At 69.6% G+C, this 17,582-nt stretch carries 11 protein-coding genes; 3 read left to right on the top strand and 8 right to left on the bottom strand.

Features of this window, described 5'->3' with window-relative positions; all coding sequences use genetic code 11:
* Positions 1-410: 410 nt before the first annotated feature.
* Positions 411-1,133, top strand: a complete 723-nt coding sequence (locus tag ACGF15_RS16840) for a trypsin-like serine protease (RefSeq protein WP_345614471.1) — start codon at positions 411-413, stop codon at positions 1,131-1,133.
* A 182-nt stretch (positions 1,134-1,315) separates the two neighbouring features.
* On the opposite strand, the gene tuf is transcribed toward ACGF15_RS16840, so the two are convergent.
* The 4 genes from tuf to rpsL all read right to left on the bottom strand — a co-directional run bounded on the left by tuf (position 1,316) and on the right by rpsL (position 5,668).
* Complete coding sequence (gene tuf / locus ACGF15_RS16835; RefSeq protein ID WP_256525435.1) at positions 1,316-2,509, bottom strand: elongation factor Tu; 1,194 nt, start codon at positions 2,507-2,509, stop codon at positions 1,316-1,318.
* Between the two features lie 149 nt (positions 2,510-2,658).
* A complete protein-coding gene (fusA, locus tag ACGF15_RS16830; RefSeq protein WP_345614470.1) occupies positions 2,659-4,785 on the bottom strand; it encodes an elongation factor G in 2,127 nt (708 codons plus the stop codon).
* A gap of 38 nt (positions 4,786-4,823) precedes the next feature.
* Positions 4,824-5,294 carry a 30S ribosomal protein S7 gene (gene rpsG / locus ACGF15_RS16825; RefSeq protein WP_006347241.1) on the bottom strand — a complete coding sequence of 157 codons (471 nt, stop codon included), beginning with the start codon at positions 5,292-5,294 and terminating at the stop codon, positions 4,824-4,826.
* A gap of 2 nt (positions 5,295-5,296) precedes the next feature.
* Complete coding sequence (gene rpsL / locus ACGF15_RS16820) at positions 5,297-5,668, bottom strand: 30S ribosomal protein S12 (protein ID WP_003948652.1); 372 nt, start codon at positions 5,666-5,668, stop codon at positions 5,297-5,299.
* Positions 5,669-7,026: 1,358 nt separating this feature from the next.
* Between rpsL and ACGF15_RS16815 the strand changes: the two genes are divergently transcribed.
* A complete protein-coding gene (locus ACGF15_RS16815; protein ID WP_345614469.1) occupies positions 7,027-7,284 on the top strand; it encodes a hypothetical protein in 258 nt (85 codons plus the stop codon).
* Complete coding sequence (locus tag ACGF15_RS16810) at positions 7,281-8,357, top strand: hypothetical protein (protein ID WP_392799719.1); 1,077 nt, start codon at positions 7,281-7,283, stop codon at positions 8,355-8,357. The genes ACGF15_RS16815 and ACGF15_RS16810 overlap by 4 nt, the downstream gene beginning before the upstream one ends.
* A 129-nt stretch (positions 8,358-8,486) precedes the next feature.
* Here the strand turns inward: ACGF15_RS16810 and ACGF15_RS16805 are convergent, their stop codons facing one another.
* The 4 genes from ACGF15_RS16805 to rplJ form a co-directional block, all read right to left on the bottom strand.
* Positions 8,487-12,389, bottom strand: coding sequence for a DNA-directed RNA polymerase subunit beta' (locus ACGF15_RS16805; RefSeq protein ID WP_256525431.1), 3,903 nt, complete (start codon positions 12,387-12,389; stop codon positions 8,487-8,489).
* 95 nt (positions 12,390-12,484) lie between these two features.
* Entirely contained in the window at positions 12,485-15,970 is a 3,486-nt protein-coding gene (rpoB, locus tag ACGF15_RS16800; RefSeq protein WP_256525430.1) for a DNA-directed RNA polymerase subunit beta, read from the bottom strand.
* Positions 15,971-16,511: 541 nt separating this feature from the next.
* Positions 16,512-16,901 carry a 50S ribosomal protein L7/L12 gene (gene rplL / locus ACGF15_RS16795; protein WP_256525429.1) on the bottom strand — a complete coding sequence of 130 codons (390 nt, stop codon included), beginning with the start codon at positions 16,899-16,901 and terminating at the stop codon, positions 16,512-16,514.
* A gap of 110 nt (positions 16,902-17,011) precedes the next feature.
* Positions 17,012-17,545, bottom strand: a complete 534-nt coding sequence (gene rplJ / locus ACGF15_RS16790; protein WP_256525428.1) for a 50S ribosomal protein L10 — start codon at positions 17,543-17,545, stop codon at positions 17,012-17,014.
* Between the last annotated feature and the right edge of the window lie 37 nt (positions 17,546-17,582).

The following is a 17,582-nucleotide window of genomic DNA, read 5'->3' as shown; positions in this document are numbered from 1 at the left end:
TCGGTCCGGCGCGGCAGCCCCGCACCCGCGTCCGGAGGATCAGCCGGCCGCGGGAGGGATGGCAGGGCCGCGGGTGGCGTCCGGCGCCTGGTGGGGCCCGGCCGGGCGCCGCGCCGCCTCCGGCGGTCCCGCCCGCCCCGCGGTGCAGGGAGCCGGTGATGTGCCGTCGGTTGCGGACGGCGCTCCACAGCCCCGCCACCCCCGGGTGCTGCACCGGCACGGGCGGGGGGCTATAGCACCGTGTTATGGCCAGGCGTTAGTACCCCGTTCATCGTTCCTCCGGAATTCTGGGACATGTCCATGACGAACTCCCGCCCCACAGACGGGAGCGCGGCGCGGACGCGGCCCCCCGGGGCCGCCAACCCCCACACATGCACGCCCACCCAGCGTGTCCTTCGAATCGAGGAACCTTGCGCATATCAAGGCTCATCCCCGCGCTCCTGGCAGCCGTGGTCTCCGTCCTCGCGCTTCTCGCCCCCGCCGCCACCGCGGCACCGGCGCCCGTACCCCCGACGGCCAAGGCCCCCCAGCCCATCATCGGCGGGGGCTACGCGCAGAGCGGCCCCTGGGCCGCCCGCCTGTTCTCGAACGGCCGGGAGACCTGCTCGGCGACGATCATCGCCCCGACGTGGATCCTCACGGCCAAGCACTGCGTCACCGGCGGCGGGCTGTCCTTCCGTATCGGCAGTCTCGACCAGCACAGCGGCGGCACGGTGGCCAACGGCGTCCAGACCTACACCCACGGCGCGGACCTCGCGCTGGTGCGGCTCGACCGCTCCGTGTCCGCGACCTACGCCCGGCTGGGCCAGCCGGGCACCGTGCGCGTCGGCCAGAACGTCCAGGTCTACGGCTGGGGCGCGACCTCCCGGTGCGGCTCCGAGGCCAACTGCCAGTCCCGCTACCTCAAGGTCGCGAACGTGACGGTGACCCACGGCTGCGGCGACGCCTACGGCGGGTCCGCGATCTGCGCCCGCCGCGGCGACGGGATCACCGCGGGCGGCGACTCGGGCGGCCCGATGATGCTCAACGGCGTCCAGGTCGGCGTGGCGTCCACCAGCGACCGCCAGACCACGACGGCGTACACCAACGTCACGGCGTACCGCTCCTGGATCCAGTCGGTCGCCGGCGTCTGATCCCCTCGGCACAGCAGGACGGCCGGGCCCCGCACCCACACGGATGCGGGGCCCGGCCCCTGTGCGCCTGGCCGCGGGGCGCACAGGCGACCCCCGCACACGCACGGCGAAGGGCCCCGCACCCAACAGGGTGCGGGGCCCTCCCACAGCTCAGGCGAGCTGCCGGGTCAGAACACCGGGACTTACTTGGTGATCTTGGTGACCTGGCCGGCGCCCACGGTCCGGCCACCCTCACGGATGGCGAACTTCAGGCCCTCCTCCATGGCGACGGGCTGGATCAGCTCGACGGTCATGGTGGTGTTGTCGCCCGGCATGACCATCTCGGTGCCCTCGGGGAGGGTCACGACGCCGGTCACGTCCGTGGTACGGAAGTAGAACTGCGGGCGGTAGTTGTTGAAGAACGGGGTGTGACGGCCACCCTCGTCCTTCGACAGGATGTAGGCCTGGGCCTCGAACTCGGTGTGCGGCGTGACCGAACCGGGCTTGATGATGACCTGGCCGCGCTCGACGTCCTCGCGCTTGATGCCACGGAGGAGCAGACCGACGTTCTCACCGGCCTGGCCCTCGTCGAGCAGCTTGCGGAACATCTCGATGCCGGTGACCGTGGTGGTGGTCTTCTCCTGCTTGATACCGACGATGTCGACGGTCTCGTTGACCTTCAGGACACCACGCTCGATACGACCGGTGACGACGGTGCCACGACCGGTGATCGTGAAGACGTCCTCGATCGGCATCAGGAACGGCTTGTCGACGTCGCGCTCCGGCTGCGGGATGGCCTCGTCGACGGCCTTCATCAGGTCGAGGACGGACTTGCCCCACTCGGCGTCGCCCTCGAGCGCCTTGAGCGCCGAGACCTTGACGACCGGGACGTCGTCGCCCGGGAACTCGTACTCGGAGAGGAGCTCACGCACCTCGAGCTCGACGAGCTCCAGGATCTCCTCGTCGTCCACCATGTCGGCCTTGTTCAGGGCGACGACGATGTACGGAACGCCGACCTGGCGGGCCAGGAGCACGTGCTCCTTGGTCTGCGGCATCGGGCCGTCGGTGGCGGCGACCACGAGGATGGCGCCGTCCATCTGCGCGGCACCGGTGATCATGTTCTTGATGTAGTCCGCGTGACCGGGGCAGTCGACGTGGGCGTAGTGACGCGACTCGGTCTGGTACTCGACGTGCGCGATGGAGATGGTGATACCGCGCTGGCGCTCCTCGGGAGCCTTGTCGATCTGGTCGAAGGCCGAGGCCTCGTTCAGGTCCGGGTACGCGTCGTGCAGCACCTTGGTAATGGCGGCCGTGAGGGTCGTCTTACCGTGGTCGATGTGACCGATGGTGCCGATGTTGACGTGCGGCTTAGTCCGCTCGAACTTCGCCTTCGCCACTGGGGTCCTCCTGTGGAGTGGTTCTGTACGCCTTACTCATCGGCGCCAGGTGATCTTTGCTGGGAAGCCGACCGCCGGGGGTTCGACCCGAAGGTCTCGGGGCGAACCCCGGCGGACGGTGTCAAGCCTAAAGCGTGAACCCGGGTGGGTTACTCGCCCTTGGCCTTCGCGATGATCTCCTCGGCGACGTTCCGGGGAACCTCGGCGTAGGAGTCGAACTGCATCGAGTAGCTTGCGCGACCCGAGGTCTTGCTGCGGAGGTCTCCGACGTAGCCGAACATCTCCGAGAGCGGCACGAGGCCCTTGACGATCCGGGCGTTCATCCGCTCCTCCATGGACTGGATCTGTCCACGGCGGGAGTTGATGTCACCGATGACCTCGCCCATGTAGTCCTCGGGCGTGGTGACCTCGACGGCCATCATCGGCTCCAGGAGCACGGGGCTGGCCTTGCGCGCGGCCTCCTTGAAGGCCTGCGAACCGGCGATCTTGAACGCGAGCTCGGAGGAGTCGACCTCGTGGTAGCCACCGTCGATGAGGGTGACGCGCACGCCGGTCATCTCGTAGCCGGCCAGGATGCCGAACTGCATGGCCTCCTGCGCACCCGCGTCCACCGAGGGGATGTACTCCTTGGGGATGCGGCCACCGGTGACCTTGTTGACGAACTCGTACGCGGCGTCGCCGCCCTCGATGGGCTCGATCGCGATCTGCACCTTGGCGAACTGACCGGTACCACCGGTCTGCTTCTTGTGGGTGTAGTCCACGCGCTCGACGGCCTTGCGGATCGTCTCGCGGTACGCGACCTGCGGCTTGCCGACGTTGGCCTCGACCCGGAACTCACGGCGCATGCGGTCGACCAGCACCTCGAGGTGCAGCTCGCCCATACCGCCGATGATGGTCTGGCCGGTCTCCTCGTCCGAGTGAACCTGGAAGGAGGGGTCCTCCTCCGCGAGACGCTGGATGGCGACACCCAGCTTCTCCTGGTCACCCTTGGACTTGGGCTCGATCGCGACCTGGATCACCGGCGCCGGGAAGTCCATGGACTCCAGGATCACCGGGTTCTTGTCGTCGCACAGCGTCTCACCGGTGGTGGTCTGCTTCAGGCCCATGACGGCGACGATGTCGCCGGCGCCCACCGAGTCGATCTCCTCACGCTTGTTCGCGTGCATGCGGTAGATCTTGCCGATGCGCTCCTTCTTGCCCTTGACGGAGTTCAGCACCGCGGTGCCGGAGTCCAGGCGACCGGAGTAGATCCGGACGAAGGTGAGCTTGCCGAGGTGCGGGTCGCTCGCGATCTTGAACGCGAGGGCCGACAGCGGCTCCTCGTCGGACGGACGGCGCTTGACGACCGTGTCCGCGTCCTTGACGTCGTGGCCCTCGATGGCCTCGACGTCCAGGGGCGACGGCAGGTAGCGCACGACCGCGTCGAGCAGGGGCTGGACGCCCTTGTTCTTGAACGCGGTGCCGCAGAACACCGGGGTGACGGTGGCGTCCTTGGAGACGCCGGACGCGATGGTGATACGACGGATCGCGGTGTACAGCTGCTCCTCGGTGGGCTCGTTGCCCTCCAGGTACAGCTCCATGATCTCTTCGTCGTTCTCGGCGACCGTCTCCAGGAGCTTGCCGCGCCACTCCTCGGCGGCCTCGGCGTGCGTGGCCGGGATGTCGACGGTGTCGTACATCTCGCCCTTCGACGCCTCGGCGGACCAGACGAGGGCCTTCATCGTCACGAGGTCGATGACGCCCTTGAAGTCGGCCTCGGCACCGATCGGGAGCTGCATGACGATCGGCACCGCGCCCAGGCGGTCGCTGATCATGTCGACACAGCGGTGGAACTCGGCACCGGTGCGGTCGAGCTTGTTGACGAAGCAGATGCGGGGCACGCCGTAGCGGTCGGCCTGGCGCCACACCGTCTCGGACTGCGGCTCCACGCCGGCCACACCGTCGAACACGGTCACGGCACCGTCGAGCACGCGGAGCGAACGCTCCACCTCGACCGTGAAGTCGACGTGGCCCGGGGTGTCGATGATGTTGATCGTGTGGTCGACGTTGGCGAGCGGCCAGTGGCAGGTGGTCGCAGCGGACGTGATCGTGATGCCACGCTCCTGCTCCTGCTCCATCCAGTCCATCGTGGCGGCGCCGTCGTGGACCTCACCGATCTTGTAGCTCACACCGGTGTAGAACAGGATGCGCTCGGTGGTCGTCGTCTTGCCCGCGTCGATGTGGGCCATGATGCCGATATTGCGCACCTTGGCCAGGTCAAGCGAAGTGGTAGCCATAAGGCTTCAGTCTTCTCTCGGTCTCGATGTGGGTGCGACTACCAGCGGTAGTGCGCGAAGGCCTTGTTGGACTCGGCCATCTTGTGCGTGTCCTCGCGCTTCTTGACCGAGGCGCCGAGGCCGTTCGAGGCGTCCAGCAGCTCGTTCATCAGGCGCTCGGTCATGGTCTTCTCGCGACGGGCGCGGGAGTAGCCGACGACCCAGCGCAGCGCGAGGGTGGAGGCGCGACCGGGCTTGACCTCGATCGGCACCTGGTAGGTGGCACCACCGACGCGGCGGGACTTGACCTCGAGGGAGGGCTTGACGTTCTCGAGGGCGCGCTTCAGGGTGATGACCGGGTCGGCGCCGGTCTTCTCGCGAAGACCCTCCATGGCGCCGTAGACGATCCGCTCGGCGGTGGAGCGCTTGCCGTTCAGCAGGATCTTGTTGATGAGCGAGGTCACCAGAGGGGAGCCGTAAACCGGGTCGATGATGACCGGGCGCTTCGGGGCGGGGCCCTTACGAGGCATTCTTACTTCTCCTTCTTGGCGCCGTAGCGGCTGCGGGCCTGCTTGCGGTTCTTGACACCCTGGGTGTCGAGGGAGCCGCGGATGATCTTGTAGCGAACACCCGGCAGGTCCTTCACACGGCCGCCGCGCACGAGCACGATGGAGTGCTCCTGCAGGTTGTGTCCCTCACCCGGGATGTAGGCCGTGACCTCGATACCGGAGGTCAGACGCACACGCGCGACCTTACGGAGGGCCGAGTTCGGCTTCTTCGGGGTGGTCGTGAACACACGCGTGCAGACGCCGCGACGCTGAGGAGAACCCTCGAGTGCGGGCGTCTTGTTCTTCTCGACCTTGTCCTGCCGGCCCTTGCGGACCAGCTGCTGGATCGTAGGCACTACTTCTCCGGTTTCTGTGTGCCGTCAGTGAAGCTAACCTGGAACGTTGCCGACCCACGCGGTCGGGTGTGTCGAATACTGCGGACGCCCGCGGAGAGCGGCAACGGACGCAGATTGCGGTGGCCTTTGTCGGACTCGCACTGCGGTTGAGGACACGCACGCGAGCCCGGGCACACCCCAGGCACAAGGTCTGAGCGTACCTACCGTACGGACATCGGTCAAAACAAATGCCCCGGCGCGACGGAGTCGGCCCGCGCCCTCGGGAACCCGGCCCCGAGCAGGGAGGCAGACGCCGTCACCGCCCGTCGCGGCCCGGCTCCGGCAGGGCACGGCCGTCGCGCCCCCGGGCGGAGCCGGGCCCGGTGCCCGCGGGGGCCCGGAGCGGGGGCCCCCGGGCCCGGGCCGCTCGGGGCCGGTGCCCCGCCCGGCCCGGGGCGGGGCGCCTGGGAGCCGCCCGGGACAGCGCGCCGAAGGCGCTGCCCGCCACGCAAGGCGCTGCCCGTTGCACGGGGCGGGGATCCGCCCCCGGGCGGCGCCCGGGGCCGCTCGCGCGCCCCCGGCAGCCCGCCGGGCGGAGCAGCACCGTCACCCGATCGGCGGCCCGCGCCCGGGGGGAGGCGCCCGCTGCGCAGGGTGCCGCACCCGACGGGGGTGATCGGCGGCCCGGCTCCCGACGGGGCCGCGCTGCCGCCACCGGCGGCACGGAAGCCCCCTCGGGACCAGGCGGCACGGAAGCCCCCTCGGGACCAGGGCGGGCACCCCACGGGGGCGGGAGCACGCCGGAGGGCGTGCGCGCCACCGGGCCGCCCGGACCACTCCGGACGGCGAGGGCGTACGCGCCACCCGGCCGCCCGGGCCGCTCCGGACGGGCGCGGCTCGGCGGCCGTCCGGGCGGCGCAGCCGGCGCCTCCCGCCCCCGGACCGGCTCCTGGCGGAGCGGTCCCCGGCCCGCCCGGAACCCCGGGTCACGCGGCGGGCCGGCGGCCTCCCGGTGGGCAGGCCCCGGGACCGCCCGGACCCCCGCGCGCGGGACCGCCGCGGACAGCCCGGGGCCGGGGGCCGAGGGCTGCGGGCGCGGGGCCTGCGGGCCGTCGCCGCCCTGCGCGGCATCCGCCGCGGGGACGTCACCGCAGGCGCCACCGCGAGCACCGGGCCCCGGCGGCGCCGGCGGAGCGCCTCGCGCCTCAACCACCGCCGCCTGTCGCCCTGTTGCCGACTTCCGGCAACGAAGCGCCGCTCAGGACGGCCGTCCCCGGCCCCTGACCGGGGGTCCTCCGCAGCCGCACAATGCGGTGAGCCGACCCGTCCGGTAGAGGAGGCCCGCCATGGCCGACCCACGCGCCCGAACCGTTCGTGCGATGGACGACACCGCGATCGACGTCCGTCTGACCGTGATCGAGTACGCCGAGATCGCGCGCGGATACGAGGCCGCGGTGTCCGCGCCCGGCGCGCCCCCGAGCGCCACGGAGGACTACGCCGTCGTCATGGACGTCCTGGCGCTCGTCCACGGCCTCCCGGATCCCGACGTCCCACCGGTGCTGGCCGTCGGTGCACGGGCCCTGCGCCGGGTCCATCTGGCGCTGCTCGGCACACCGCCGCAGCGGGAGGAGCCGTGACCGGGCGCCCCGCGGGCGCGGAAGCCGCCCCGGCCGCACCGGCGGCGCGGACGCCCGGCCCCCGGCGGGCCGCGGCCGTCGCCCGCACCGCCGCGGCCCACGCGGTCGGTGCCGGGGCCGCCCTGCTGGTGCTCGCCACCGTGGTGGAGTTCTCCGCGGCCGCGGCGGCGGCCCTCTGGGGCGTCTGCCTCGTCACCGCGGTGTCGCTGGTGCGCCGGCCGGCGGGCGGTACGAGGCGCGGCACGGTGCCGCTGCCGCCCGCCCCCGCGCGCAGCCCCCAGGGGGCCGCGGAGGCGGCGGTCACCCGCTACGGCGAACGGATCGCCCGGACCCCGCTGCCGGTCGACGCCACGACCGCCGAGGACTGGCAGCTGGCCCTGGACGCCTACGAACGGGCGAAGCGCGTGCACCCGGGCCTGGTGCCGGAGGCCGTCGCCGAGGGGCAGGCCGCCCTGGAGAGGCTGTCCTCCGCGGCGGCCGACGACCGTCTGGAAGAAGAGCATCCGGCCCTCTGGAGCGAGGGCAGCGGACCGGCGGTGCTGCGGATGCCTCCCCCGCCGGGGTGGACGGGCAGATGCCTGCTGGTCTTCGAGGGCGAGGCACCGGACGGCTTCCTGGTGCGCGCCCGGCACGGACGCGGCGACCGGCGGCGCCGGGCGGTGCGCCTCGCGCACCGCGGCCACGGCCCGGCCCGCGTCCGGGTACCGGCGCCCGCACCGTTCGCCGGCGCGCTCACGGTGGAGATCGTCACCGCGGGTGCCTGGCGTGCGGCGCTGGTGCCCGCCCGGGAAGCCCGCCCGCTGTCCGGCACCGTGCGGGGCGACGCGACCGAGGTGCTGCTGAACCGGGCCCGCCACGGCGCGGCGACCTTCGTGCACCTCGGCGACGGGCCGTTCACCGTTCGTGAGCTGATCGCCGAGGCCCCGCGCGCGGGGCGGGCGATCGCCGAGGGCCGGGGCCGCTGCTCGCTGCTGCTCGGCCTGCACGGGGTCGCGGCGCTCCTCGTCGAGGCCGAGGGCCCGTGGACCGTTGCGCCCGCCGTCCCGGCGTCCGCCGCCCCCGTGGGCCCCTGACGGAGGCCGGCCGGCGAGGCCGGAGCCCGGCCCCTCCCCGCGCGGGCACGGGGCCGGGCCGGGGACGCGGGAAGGGCGGTCACCCCCTGCCGGGAGTGACCGCCCTTCTCGTCGTCTGGGACGACCCGCTTACTGGTTGTACGGACCGTAGTCGTAGTCCTCCAGCGGGACGGCCTGGCCGGAGCCGGTGCCGAACGGCGAGTAGTCGATGTCGTCGTAGCCGACGGCCGAGTACATCGCGGCCTTGGCCTCCTCGGTCGGCTCGACCCGGATGTTGCGGTAGCGGGACAGGCCCGTACCGGCCGGGATGAGCTTACCGATGATGACGTTCTCCTTGAGGCCGATCAGGGAGTCCGACTTGGCGTTGATCGCCGCGTCGGTCAGGACCCTGGTCGTCTCCTGGAAGGACGCCGCCGACAGCCACGACTCGGTCGCCAGCGAGGCCTTGGTGATACCCATCAGCTGCGGACGGCCGGAGGCGGGGTGACCGCCCTCGGTGACCACACGACGGTTCTCGGTCTCGAACTTCGAGCGCTCCACCAGCTCGCCGGGCAGCAGCTCGGCGTCGCCGGACTCGATGATCGTCACGCGGCGGAGCATCTGCCGGATGATGATCTCGATGTGCTTGTCGTGGATCGACACGCCCTGCGAGTTGTAGACCTTCTGGACCTCGCCGACCAGGTGGACCTGGACCGCACGCTGGCCGAGGATGCGCAGCACGTCGTGCGGGTTGGTCGCACCGAAGGTCAGCTTCTGGCCGACCTCGACGTGGTCGCCCTCGCGGACGAGCACCTTGGCGCGCTTGGAGATCGGGAAGGCCGTCTCGTCGCTGCCGTCGTCCGGCGTGACGATGATCTTCTTGGTCTTCTCGGTCTCCTCGATCCGCACGCGGCCGGCGGCCTCGGAGATCGGGGCGACACCCTTCGGGGTACGGGCCTCGAAGAGCTCGACGACACGCGGCAGACCCTGGGTGATGTCGTCACCGGCCACACCACCGGTGTGGAAGGTACGCATCGTCAGCTGGGTGCCGGGCTCACCGATGGACTGGGCGGCGATGATGCCGACCGCCTCGCCGATGTCGACCAGCTTGCCGGTGGCCAGCGAGCGGCCGTAGCAGAAGGCACAGGTGCCGACCGCGGACTCGCAGGTCAGGACCGAGCGGGTCTTGACCTCCTCGACCCCGGCGCCGACCAGGGCGTCGATGAGCACGTCACCGAGGTCGACGTTGGCCGGCGCGATGACCTTGCCGTCCACCACGACGTCCTCGGCGAGCATCCGCGCGTACACGGAGGTCTCGACGTCCTCCGCCTTGCGCAGCACACCGTCGGCGCCGCGGTCGGCGATCCGCAGCTTCAGGCCGCGGTCGGTGCCGCAGTCCTCCTCGCGGATGATGACGTCCTGCGAGACGTCCACCAGACGACGGGTGAGGTAACCCGAGTCGGCGGTACGCAGGGCGGTGTCCGCCAGACCCTTACGGGCACCGTGCGTGGAGATGAAGTACTCCAGCACGGAGAGGCCCTCGCGGAAGGACGCCTTGATCGGACGCGGGATGGTCTCGTTCTTGGCGTTCGACACCAGACCGCGCATACCGGCGATCTGACGCATCTGCATCATGTTTCCGCGCGCGCCCGAGTTGACCATCATGAAGATCGGGTTGGTCTTCGGGAAGTTCGCGTTCATCGCCTCGGCCACCTCGTTGGTCGCCTTGGTCCAGATCGCGATGAGCTCCTGGGTGCGCTCGTCCTTGGTGATCAGGCCGCGCTCGTACTGCTTCTGGACCTTCTCGTCCTGCGCCTCGTAGCCCGCGACGATCTCCTTCTTCGCCTCGGGGACGACGACGTCGGAGATGGCCACGGTGACACCGGAGCGGGTGGCCCAGTAGAAGCCGGCCGCCTTCAGGTTGTCGAGCGTCGCCGCCACGATGACCTTGGGGTAGCGCTCGGCGAGGTCGTTGACGATCTCGGAGAGCTGCTTCTTGCCCACCGAGTAGTCGACGAACGGGTAGTCCTCGGGCAGCAGCTCGTTGAAGAGCGCACGGCCGAGCGTGGTCTTCAGGCGGAAGCTGTCGCCCTGCTGCCAGTTCTGCTCCTCGCCCTCCTCGGGCGCGGGCGGGGTCCAGCCGCGCGGCGGGATGGTGCCCACCGGGAAGCGGATGTCGATCTTCGCCTGGAGCGAGAGCTCGCGGGCGTCGAAGGCCATGATCGCCTCGGCGGTGGAGCCGAAGGACCGGCCCTCGCCCTTGACCTCGCGCTCCTCCTCGTCCGTGGTGAGGAAGAAGAGGCCGAGCACCATGTCCTGGGTGGGCATGGTGACCGGACGGCCGTCGGCCGGCTTGAGGATGTTGTTCGAGGACAGCATCAGGATGCGGGCCTCGGCCTGCGCCTCCGCGGAGAGCGGCAGGTGCACGGCCATCTGGTCACCGTCGAAGTCCGCGTTGAACGCGGTGCAGACGAGCGGGTGGATCTGGATGGCCTTGCCCTCGACCAGCTGCGGCTCGAAGGCCTGGATGCCGAGGCGGTGCAGCGTGGGCGCACGGTTCAGCAGCACCGGGTGCTCGGCGATGACCTCTTCGAGGACGTCGTACACCACGGTGCGGCCGCGCTCGACCATGCGCTTGGCCGACTTGATGTTCTGCGCGTGGTTCAGGTCGACCAGGCGCTTCATCACGAAGGGCTTGAACAGCTCCAGCGCCATCGCCTTCGGCAGACCGCACTGGTGCAGCTTGAGCTGCGGACCGACGACGATCACGGAACGCGCGGAGTAGTCCACGCGCTTGCCGAGGAGGTTCTGGCGGAAGCGGCCCTGCTTGCCCTTCAGCATGTCGCTGAGGGACTTCAGCGGGCGGTTGCCGGGGCCCGTGACCGGGCGGCCGCGGCGGCCGTTGTCGAAGAGGGCGTCGACCGCCTCCTGGAGCATCCGCTTCTCGTTGTTCACGATGATCTCGGGGGCACCGAGGTCGAGCAGGCGCTTCAGGCGGTTGTTGCGGTTGATGACCCGGCGGTACAGGTCGTTCAGGTCGGAGGTCGCGAAGCGGCCACCGTCCAGCTGCACCATCGGACGCAGGTCCGGCGGGATCACCGGGACGCAGTCCAGGACCATGCCCTTGGGGCTGTTGGAGGTCTGGAGGAAGGCGGAGACGACCTTGAGGCGCTTGAGCGCACGGGTCTTCTTCTGGCCCTTGCCGGTCCGGATGATCTCGCGGAGGCGCTCGGCCTCCTCGTCCAGGTCGAAGGACTCCAGGCGCTTCTGCAGCGCGGCGGCGCCCATCGAGCCGTCGAAGTAGGTGCCGAAGCGGTCGCGCAGCTCGCGGTAGAGCAGCTCGTCGCCCTCCAGGTCCTGGACCTTGAGGTTCTTGAAGCGGTTCCACACCTCGTCGAGACGGTCGATCTCGCGCTGGGCGCGGTCGCGCAGCTGCTTCATCTCGCGCTCGGCGCCCTCGCGCACCTTGCGGCGCACGTCGGCCTTGGCGCCCTCGGCCTCCAGCTCGGCCAGGTCGGTCTCGAGCTTCTTGGCGCGGGCCTCCAGGTCGGCGTCGCGGCGGTTCTCGATCTGCTGGCGCTCGACGGAGACATGGGCCTCCAGCGAGGGCAGGTCGCGGGTGCGGCGCTCCTCGTCGACGTACGTGATCATGTACGCCGCGAAGTAGATGACCTTCTCCAGGTCCTTCGGGGCCAGGTCCAGCAGGTAGCCCAGGCGCGACGGGACGCCCTTGAAGTACCAGATGTGGGTGACGGGGGCGGCCAGCTCGATGTGGCCCATCCGCTCACGGCGCACCTTGGCGCGGGTCACCTCGACGCCGCAGCGCTCACAGATGATGCCCTTGAAGCGGACGCGCTTGTACTTGCCGCAGTAGCACTCCCAGTCCCGGGTGGGGCCGAAGATCTTCTCGCAGAAGAGCCCGTCCTTTTCCGGCTTCAGGGTGCGGTAGTTGATGGTCTCCGGCTTCTTGACCTCACCGTGGGACCAGGTCCGGATGTCGTCCGCGGTGGCCAGGCCGATCCGCAGCTCGTCGAAGAAGTTGACGTCGAGCACTTTTTCGTCAATCCCTCTTTCGGGGTCGTGTCTCAATCATGGTCTGAACGGTCCCGGGGCGGCGGGGGCTCCTCCCGGAGCCCCCGCCGGGCCCGTCAGACCTCTTCGACGCTGCTCGGCTCGCGCCGGGACAGGTCGATACCGAGCTCCTCCGCGGCGCGGAAGACGTCCTCGTCCGTGTCACGCATCTCGATGGACATGCCGTCCGAGGACAGCACCTCCACGTTGAGGCAGAGCGACTGCATTTCCTTGATGAGCACCTTGAAGGACTCGGGAATGCCGGGCTCGGGGATGTTCTCGCCCTTGACGATGGCCTCGTAGACCTTCACACGGCCGGTCACGTCGTCGGACTTGATCGTCAGCAGCTCCTGGAGCGCGTAGGCGGCGCCGTACGCCTCCAGCGCCCACACCTCCATCTCACCGAACCGCTGGCCACCGAACTGGGCCTTACCACCCAGCGGCTGCTGGGTGATCATCGAGTAGGGACCGGTCGAGCGCGCGTGCAGCTTGTCGTCGACCAAGTGGTGGAGCTTGAGGATGTACATGTACCCGACGGAGATCGGGTCCGGGAACGGCTCGCCGGAGCGGCCGTCGAACAGGCGCGCCTTGCCGGACGGGAGCACCATGCGCTCGCCGTCGCGGTTCGGGATGGTGTGCTGGAGCAGACCGGCCAGCTCGTCCTCGCGGGCACCGTCGAAGACCGGGGTCGCGACGTTGGTGCCGGGGGCGACGTCGTCGGCGCCGATCGCCTGGAGGCGCTGCGCCCACTCGTCCGCGAGGCCGGAGACGTCCCAGCCGCGGCTGGCGAGCCAGCCGAGGTGGATCTCCAGGACCTGCCCGGGGTTCATCCGGGACGGGACACCCAGCGGGTTGAGGATGATGTCGACCGGGGTGCCGTCCTCCAGGAAGGGCATGTCCTCGATCGGGAGGATCTTGGAGATGACGCCCTTGTTGCCGTGGCGGCCGGCGAGCTTGTCACCGTCGGTGATCTTGCGCTTCTGGGCGACGTAGACGCGGACCAGCTGGTTCACGCCCGGGGGCAGCTCGTCGCCCTCCTCGCGGTCGAAGACGCGCACGCCGATGACCTTGCCGGTCTCGCCGTGGGGCACCTTCAGCGAGGTGTCGCGGACCTCGCGCGCCTTCTCGCCGAAGATCGCGCGGAGCAGGCGCTCCTCGGGCGTCAGCTCGGTCTCGCCCTTCGGGGTGACCTTGCCGACGAGGATGTCGCCGGCGACGACCTCGGCACCGATGCGGATGATGCCGCGCTCGTCGAGGTCGGCGAGGACCTCCTCGGAGACGTTCGGGATGTCCCGGGTGATCTCCTCGGGGCCCAGCTTGGTGTCGCGGGCGTCGACCTCGTGCTCCTCGATGTGGATCGAGGAGAGGACGTCGTCCTGCACGAGGCGCTGCGACAGGATGATCGCGTCCTCGTAGTTGTGGCCCTCCCACGGCATGAACGCCACGAGCAGGTTCTTGCCGAGCGCCATCTCGCCGTTCTCGGTGGCGGGGCCGTCGGCCAGGACCTGGCCCTCGATCACGCGGTCGCCCTCGGAGACGACGACCTTCTGGTTGACCGAGGTGCCCTGGTTGGAGCGGGAGAACTTGGCGACCCGGTACGTGGTGTACGTGCCGTCGTCGTTGGCGACGGTGACGTAGTCGGCCGAGACCTCCTGGATGACACCGTCCTTCTCGGCCTTGATGACGTCGCCGGCGTCGGTGGCGCAGCGGTACTCCATGCCGGTGCCGACGAGCGGGGCCTCCGCCTTGATGAGCGGGACGGCCTGGCGCATCATGTTCGCGCCCATGAGCGCGCGGTTGGCGTCGTCGTGCTCCAGGAAGGGGATCATCGCGGTGGCGACGGACACCATCTGGCGCGGCGAGACGTCCATGTAGTCGACCTCGGCCGGCGGCACGTAGTCGACCTCGCCGCCGCGGCGGCGCACCAGGACGCGGGCCTCGGCGAAGCGGAGGTCCTCGCCCAGGGTGGCGTTCGCCTGGGCGATGACGAAGCGGTCCTCCTCGTCGGCGGTCAGGTAGTCGACCTCGTCGGTGACCTGGCCGTCGACGACCTTGCGGTACGGGGTCTCCACGAAGCCGAAGGCGTTGACGCGGCCGTAGGAGGCGAGCGAGCCGATCAGACCGATGTTCGGGCCTTCGGGCGTCTCGATCGGGCACATGCGGCCGTAGTGCGAGGGGTGCACGTCACGGACCTCGAAGCCGGCCCGCTCACGCGAGAGGCCACCCGGGCCGAGCGCCGAGAGGCGGCGCTTGTGGGTGAGACCCGACAGCGGGTTGTTCTGGTCCATGAACTGCGACAGCTGGCTGGTGCCGAAGAACTCCTTGATGGAGGCGACGACCGGCCGGATGTTGATCAGGGTCTGCGGCGTGATCGCCTCGACGTCCTGGGTGGTCATGCGCTCGCGCACGACGCGCTCCATACGGGCGAGACCCGTGCGGACCTGGTTCTGGATCAGCTCGCCGACGTTGCGCAGGCGGCGGTTGCCGAAGTGGTCGATGTCGTCGGTCTCGACGACGATCTCGGTGCCGTTCTCGCCGATCGTCTCGGTCTCGCCGGCGTGCAGCTTGACCAGGTACTTGATCGTGGCGATGACGTCGTCGGTGGTGAGCACGCCGGCGTCCAGCGGCTCGTCCGCGCCGAGCTTCTTGTTGACCTTGTAGCGGCCGACCTTGGCCAGGTCGTAGCGCTTCGGGTTGAAGTACAGGTTCTCCAGCAGCGTCTGCGCGGCCTCGCGGGTCGGCGGCTCGCCCGGGCGCAGCTTGCGGTAGATGTCGAGCAGTGCGTCGTCCTGGCCCTGGGTGTGGTCCTTCTCCAGGGTGGCGCGCATGGACTCGTACTCGCCGAACTCCTCCAGGATCTGCTCGGTGGTCCAGCCGAGCGCCTTGAGCAGGACGGTGACGGACTGCTTGCGCTTGCGGTCGATGCGCACACCGACCATGTCGCGCTTGTCGATCTCCATCTCCAGCCAGGCACCCCGGGAGGGGATGATCTTGGCGGTGTAGATGTCCTTGTCGGACGTCTTGTCGATGGAGGAGTCGAAGTACACGCCCGGCGACCGGACCAGCTGCGAGACCACGACACGCTCGGTGCCGTTGATCACGAAGGTGCCCTTGTTGGTCATGAGCGGGAAGTCGCCCATGAAGACCGTCTGGGACTTGATCTCGCCGGTCTCGTTGTTGGTGAACTCGGCCGTGACGAAGAGCGGCGCGGCGTAGGTGAAGTCGCGCTCCTTGCACTCGTCGATGGAGTTCTTCGGAGGCTCGAAGCGGTGGTCGCGGAAGGTCAGCGACATCGACCCGGAGAAGTCCTCGATCGGGGAGATCTCCTCGAAGATCTCCTCCAGACCGGACTTGGTGGGGACGTCCTGTCCGCTTGTCAGAGCCGCCTCGACACGAGCCTTCCATGCGGCGTTGCCGAGCAGCCAGTCGAAGCTCTCGGTCTGGAGCGCAAGGAGGTTCGGAACCTCGAGGGGCTCCTTGATCTTTGCAAAGGAGATGCGCAGCGGGGCGGTGCTGGCGCCGTTGTTCGTATTCGCGGTCGAGGCGTTGCGCGAGGCGGCCAAGAGGGGGTCCTTCCGAGGGCTCGGACTCACTACGCGCGTGCCGGTCCCATCCTGTGCACGGAGAGGGAAAGCCCAGGTCAGGGCTGTTCCTTCGCTCGATGCTCAGATATGGGCATGCCCCTGGTGACGGGCAGAGGGCAGCTAACAGGCAGCGCAAAGGGTCAGTGTAGCCACTTGGCACACTGATGTCCAGTGCGGGTTCTCGAGACCCTCGTTGTTCTCATCTCCGCGACCCCGTGCGCCCTGAGGCGCACATCGATACTGCCCGTTCGGTCGTCGATCCATGCCTCGGATACGGATCGTTGTGACGACGCGTCCTGAGAATTGCGCGCTGCGTGCGGTTCGTCAAGGCCCCCTGCCCTGAGCTGCCGTTCCGGCTGCCCGGGACGGCCGCGAGGGGGCGCACGGCGTTGATCACCATACTCCCCGCACGGCGGGAGGCAAGGCACCCGCCCCGGCCATGCCGAAGGGCGACCACCCATTGGGTGATCGCCCTTCAGTGCGCGAGTGTTACACGCGCGGAGTCATCGGACTCGCGGGGTCACTTGACCTCGACGGCCGCACCGGCGCCCTCAAGGGCGGCCTTGGCCTTGTCCGCGGCCTCCTTGCTGACCTTCTCGAGGACCGGCTTCGGGGTGCCGTCGACGAGGTCCTTGGCCTCCTTCAGACCCAGGGAGGTCAGCTCGCGCACGACCTTGATGACCTGGATCTTCTTGTCGCCGGCGCCGGTGAGGACGACGTCGAACTCGTCCTGCTCCTCGACGGCGGCGGCGTCGCCACCACCCTGGCCCGGGGCGGCGGCCACGACGGCGGCCGGGGCGGCGGCGGTGACGTCGAACTTGTCCTCGAACGCCTTCACGAACTCGGAGAGCTCGATGAGGGTCATCTCCTCGAACTGCGCGAGCAGGTCTTCCTGAGAGAGCTTCGCCATGATGGCGGTCCTTCCACTAGATCGGCAGGTGCCGGGTGTGTGTGTCAGGCGGGCGTACTGTCGGCCCGCTGCGACCGTCGCCTCAGGCGGCGGTCAATGCGCGAGCCGAGTTACTCGGCACCGCCCTGCTCGGCCTTCTTGGCACGAAGCGCCTCCGCGGTGCGGACGAACTTCGAGGGAAGCGCCTGGAAGAGCGCGGCAGCCTGGGACTGCTTGCCCTTCATGGCGCCCGCCAGCTTGGCGAGCAGAACCTCGCGGGACTCGAGGTCCGCGAGCTTCTTGATCTCATCGGCGGACAGCGCCTTGCCGTCGAGGACGCCGCCCTTGATGATGAGGTTCGGGTTCTCCTTGGCGAAGTCACGAAGACCCTTCGCCGACTCCACCGGGTCACCGGTGACGAAGGCGACCGCCGTCGGACCCGCGAAAAGCTGGTCCTCGAGCGTGTCGATCCCGGCCTCACGGGCCGCAATCTTGGTCAGCGTGTTCTTCACCACGGCGTACTGGGTGTTCTCACCGAGGGCACGGCGCAGCTCCCTGAGCTGAGCCACGGTGAGACCCCGGTACTCGGTCAGCACGGCGGCGTTCGAGCTGCGGAACTGCTCCGCGAGCTCGGCCACCGCGGCAGCCTTGTCGGGCCTTGCCATGAGCGTCGGCCTCCTTCCGGGTGATGAGGACCGCTCA

Source organism: Streptomyces sp. NPDC048001 (assembly GCF_043203115.1).
Classification (GTDB): Bacteria; Actinomycetota; Actinomycetes; order Streptomycetales; family Streptomycetaceae; genus Streptomyces; species Streptomyces sanyensis.
This window is presented reverse-complemented; position numbering and strand designations above follow the sequence as displayed.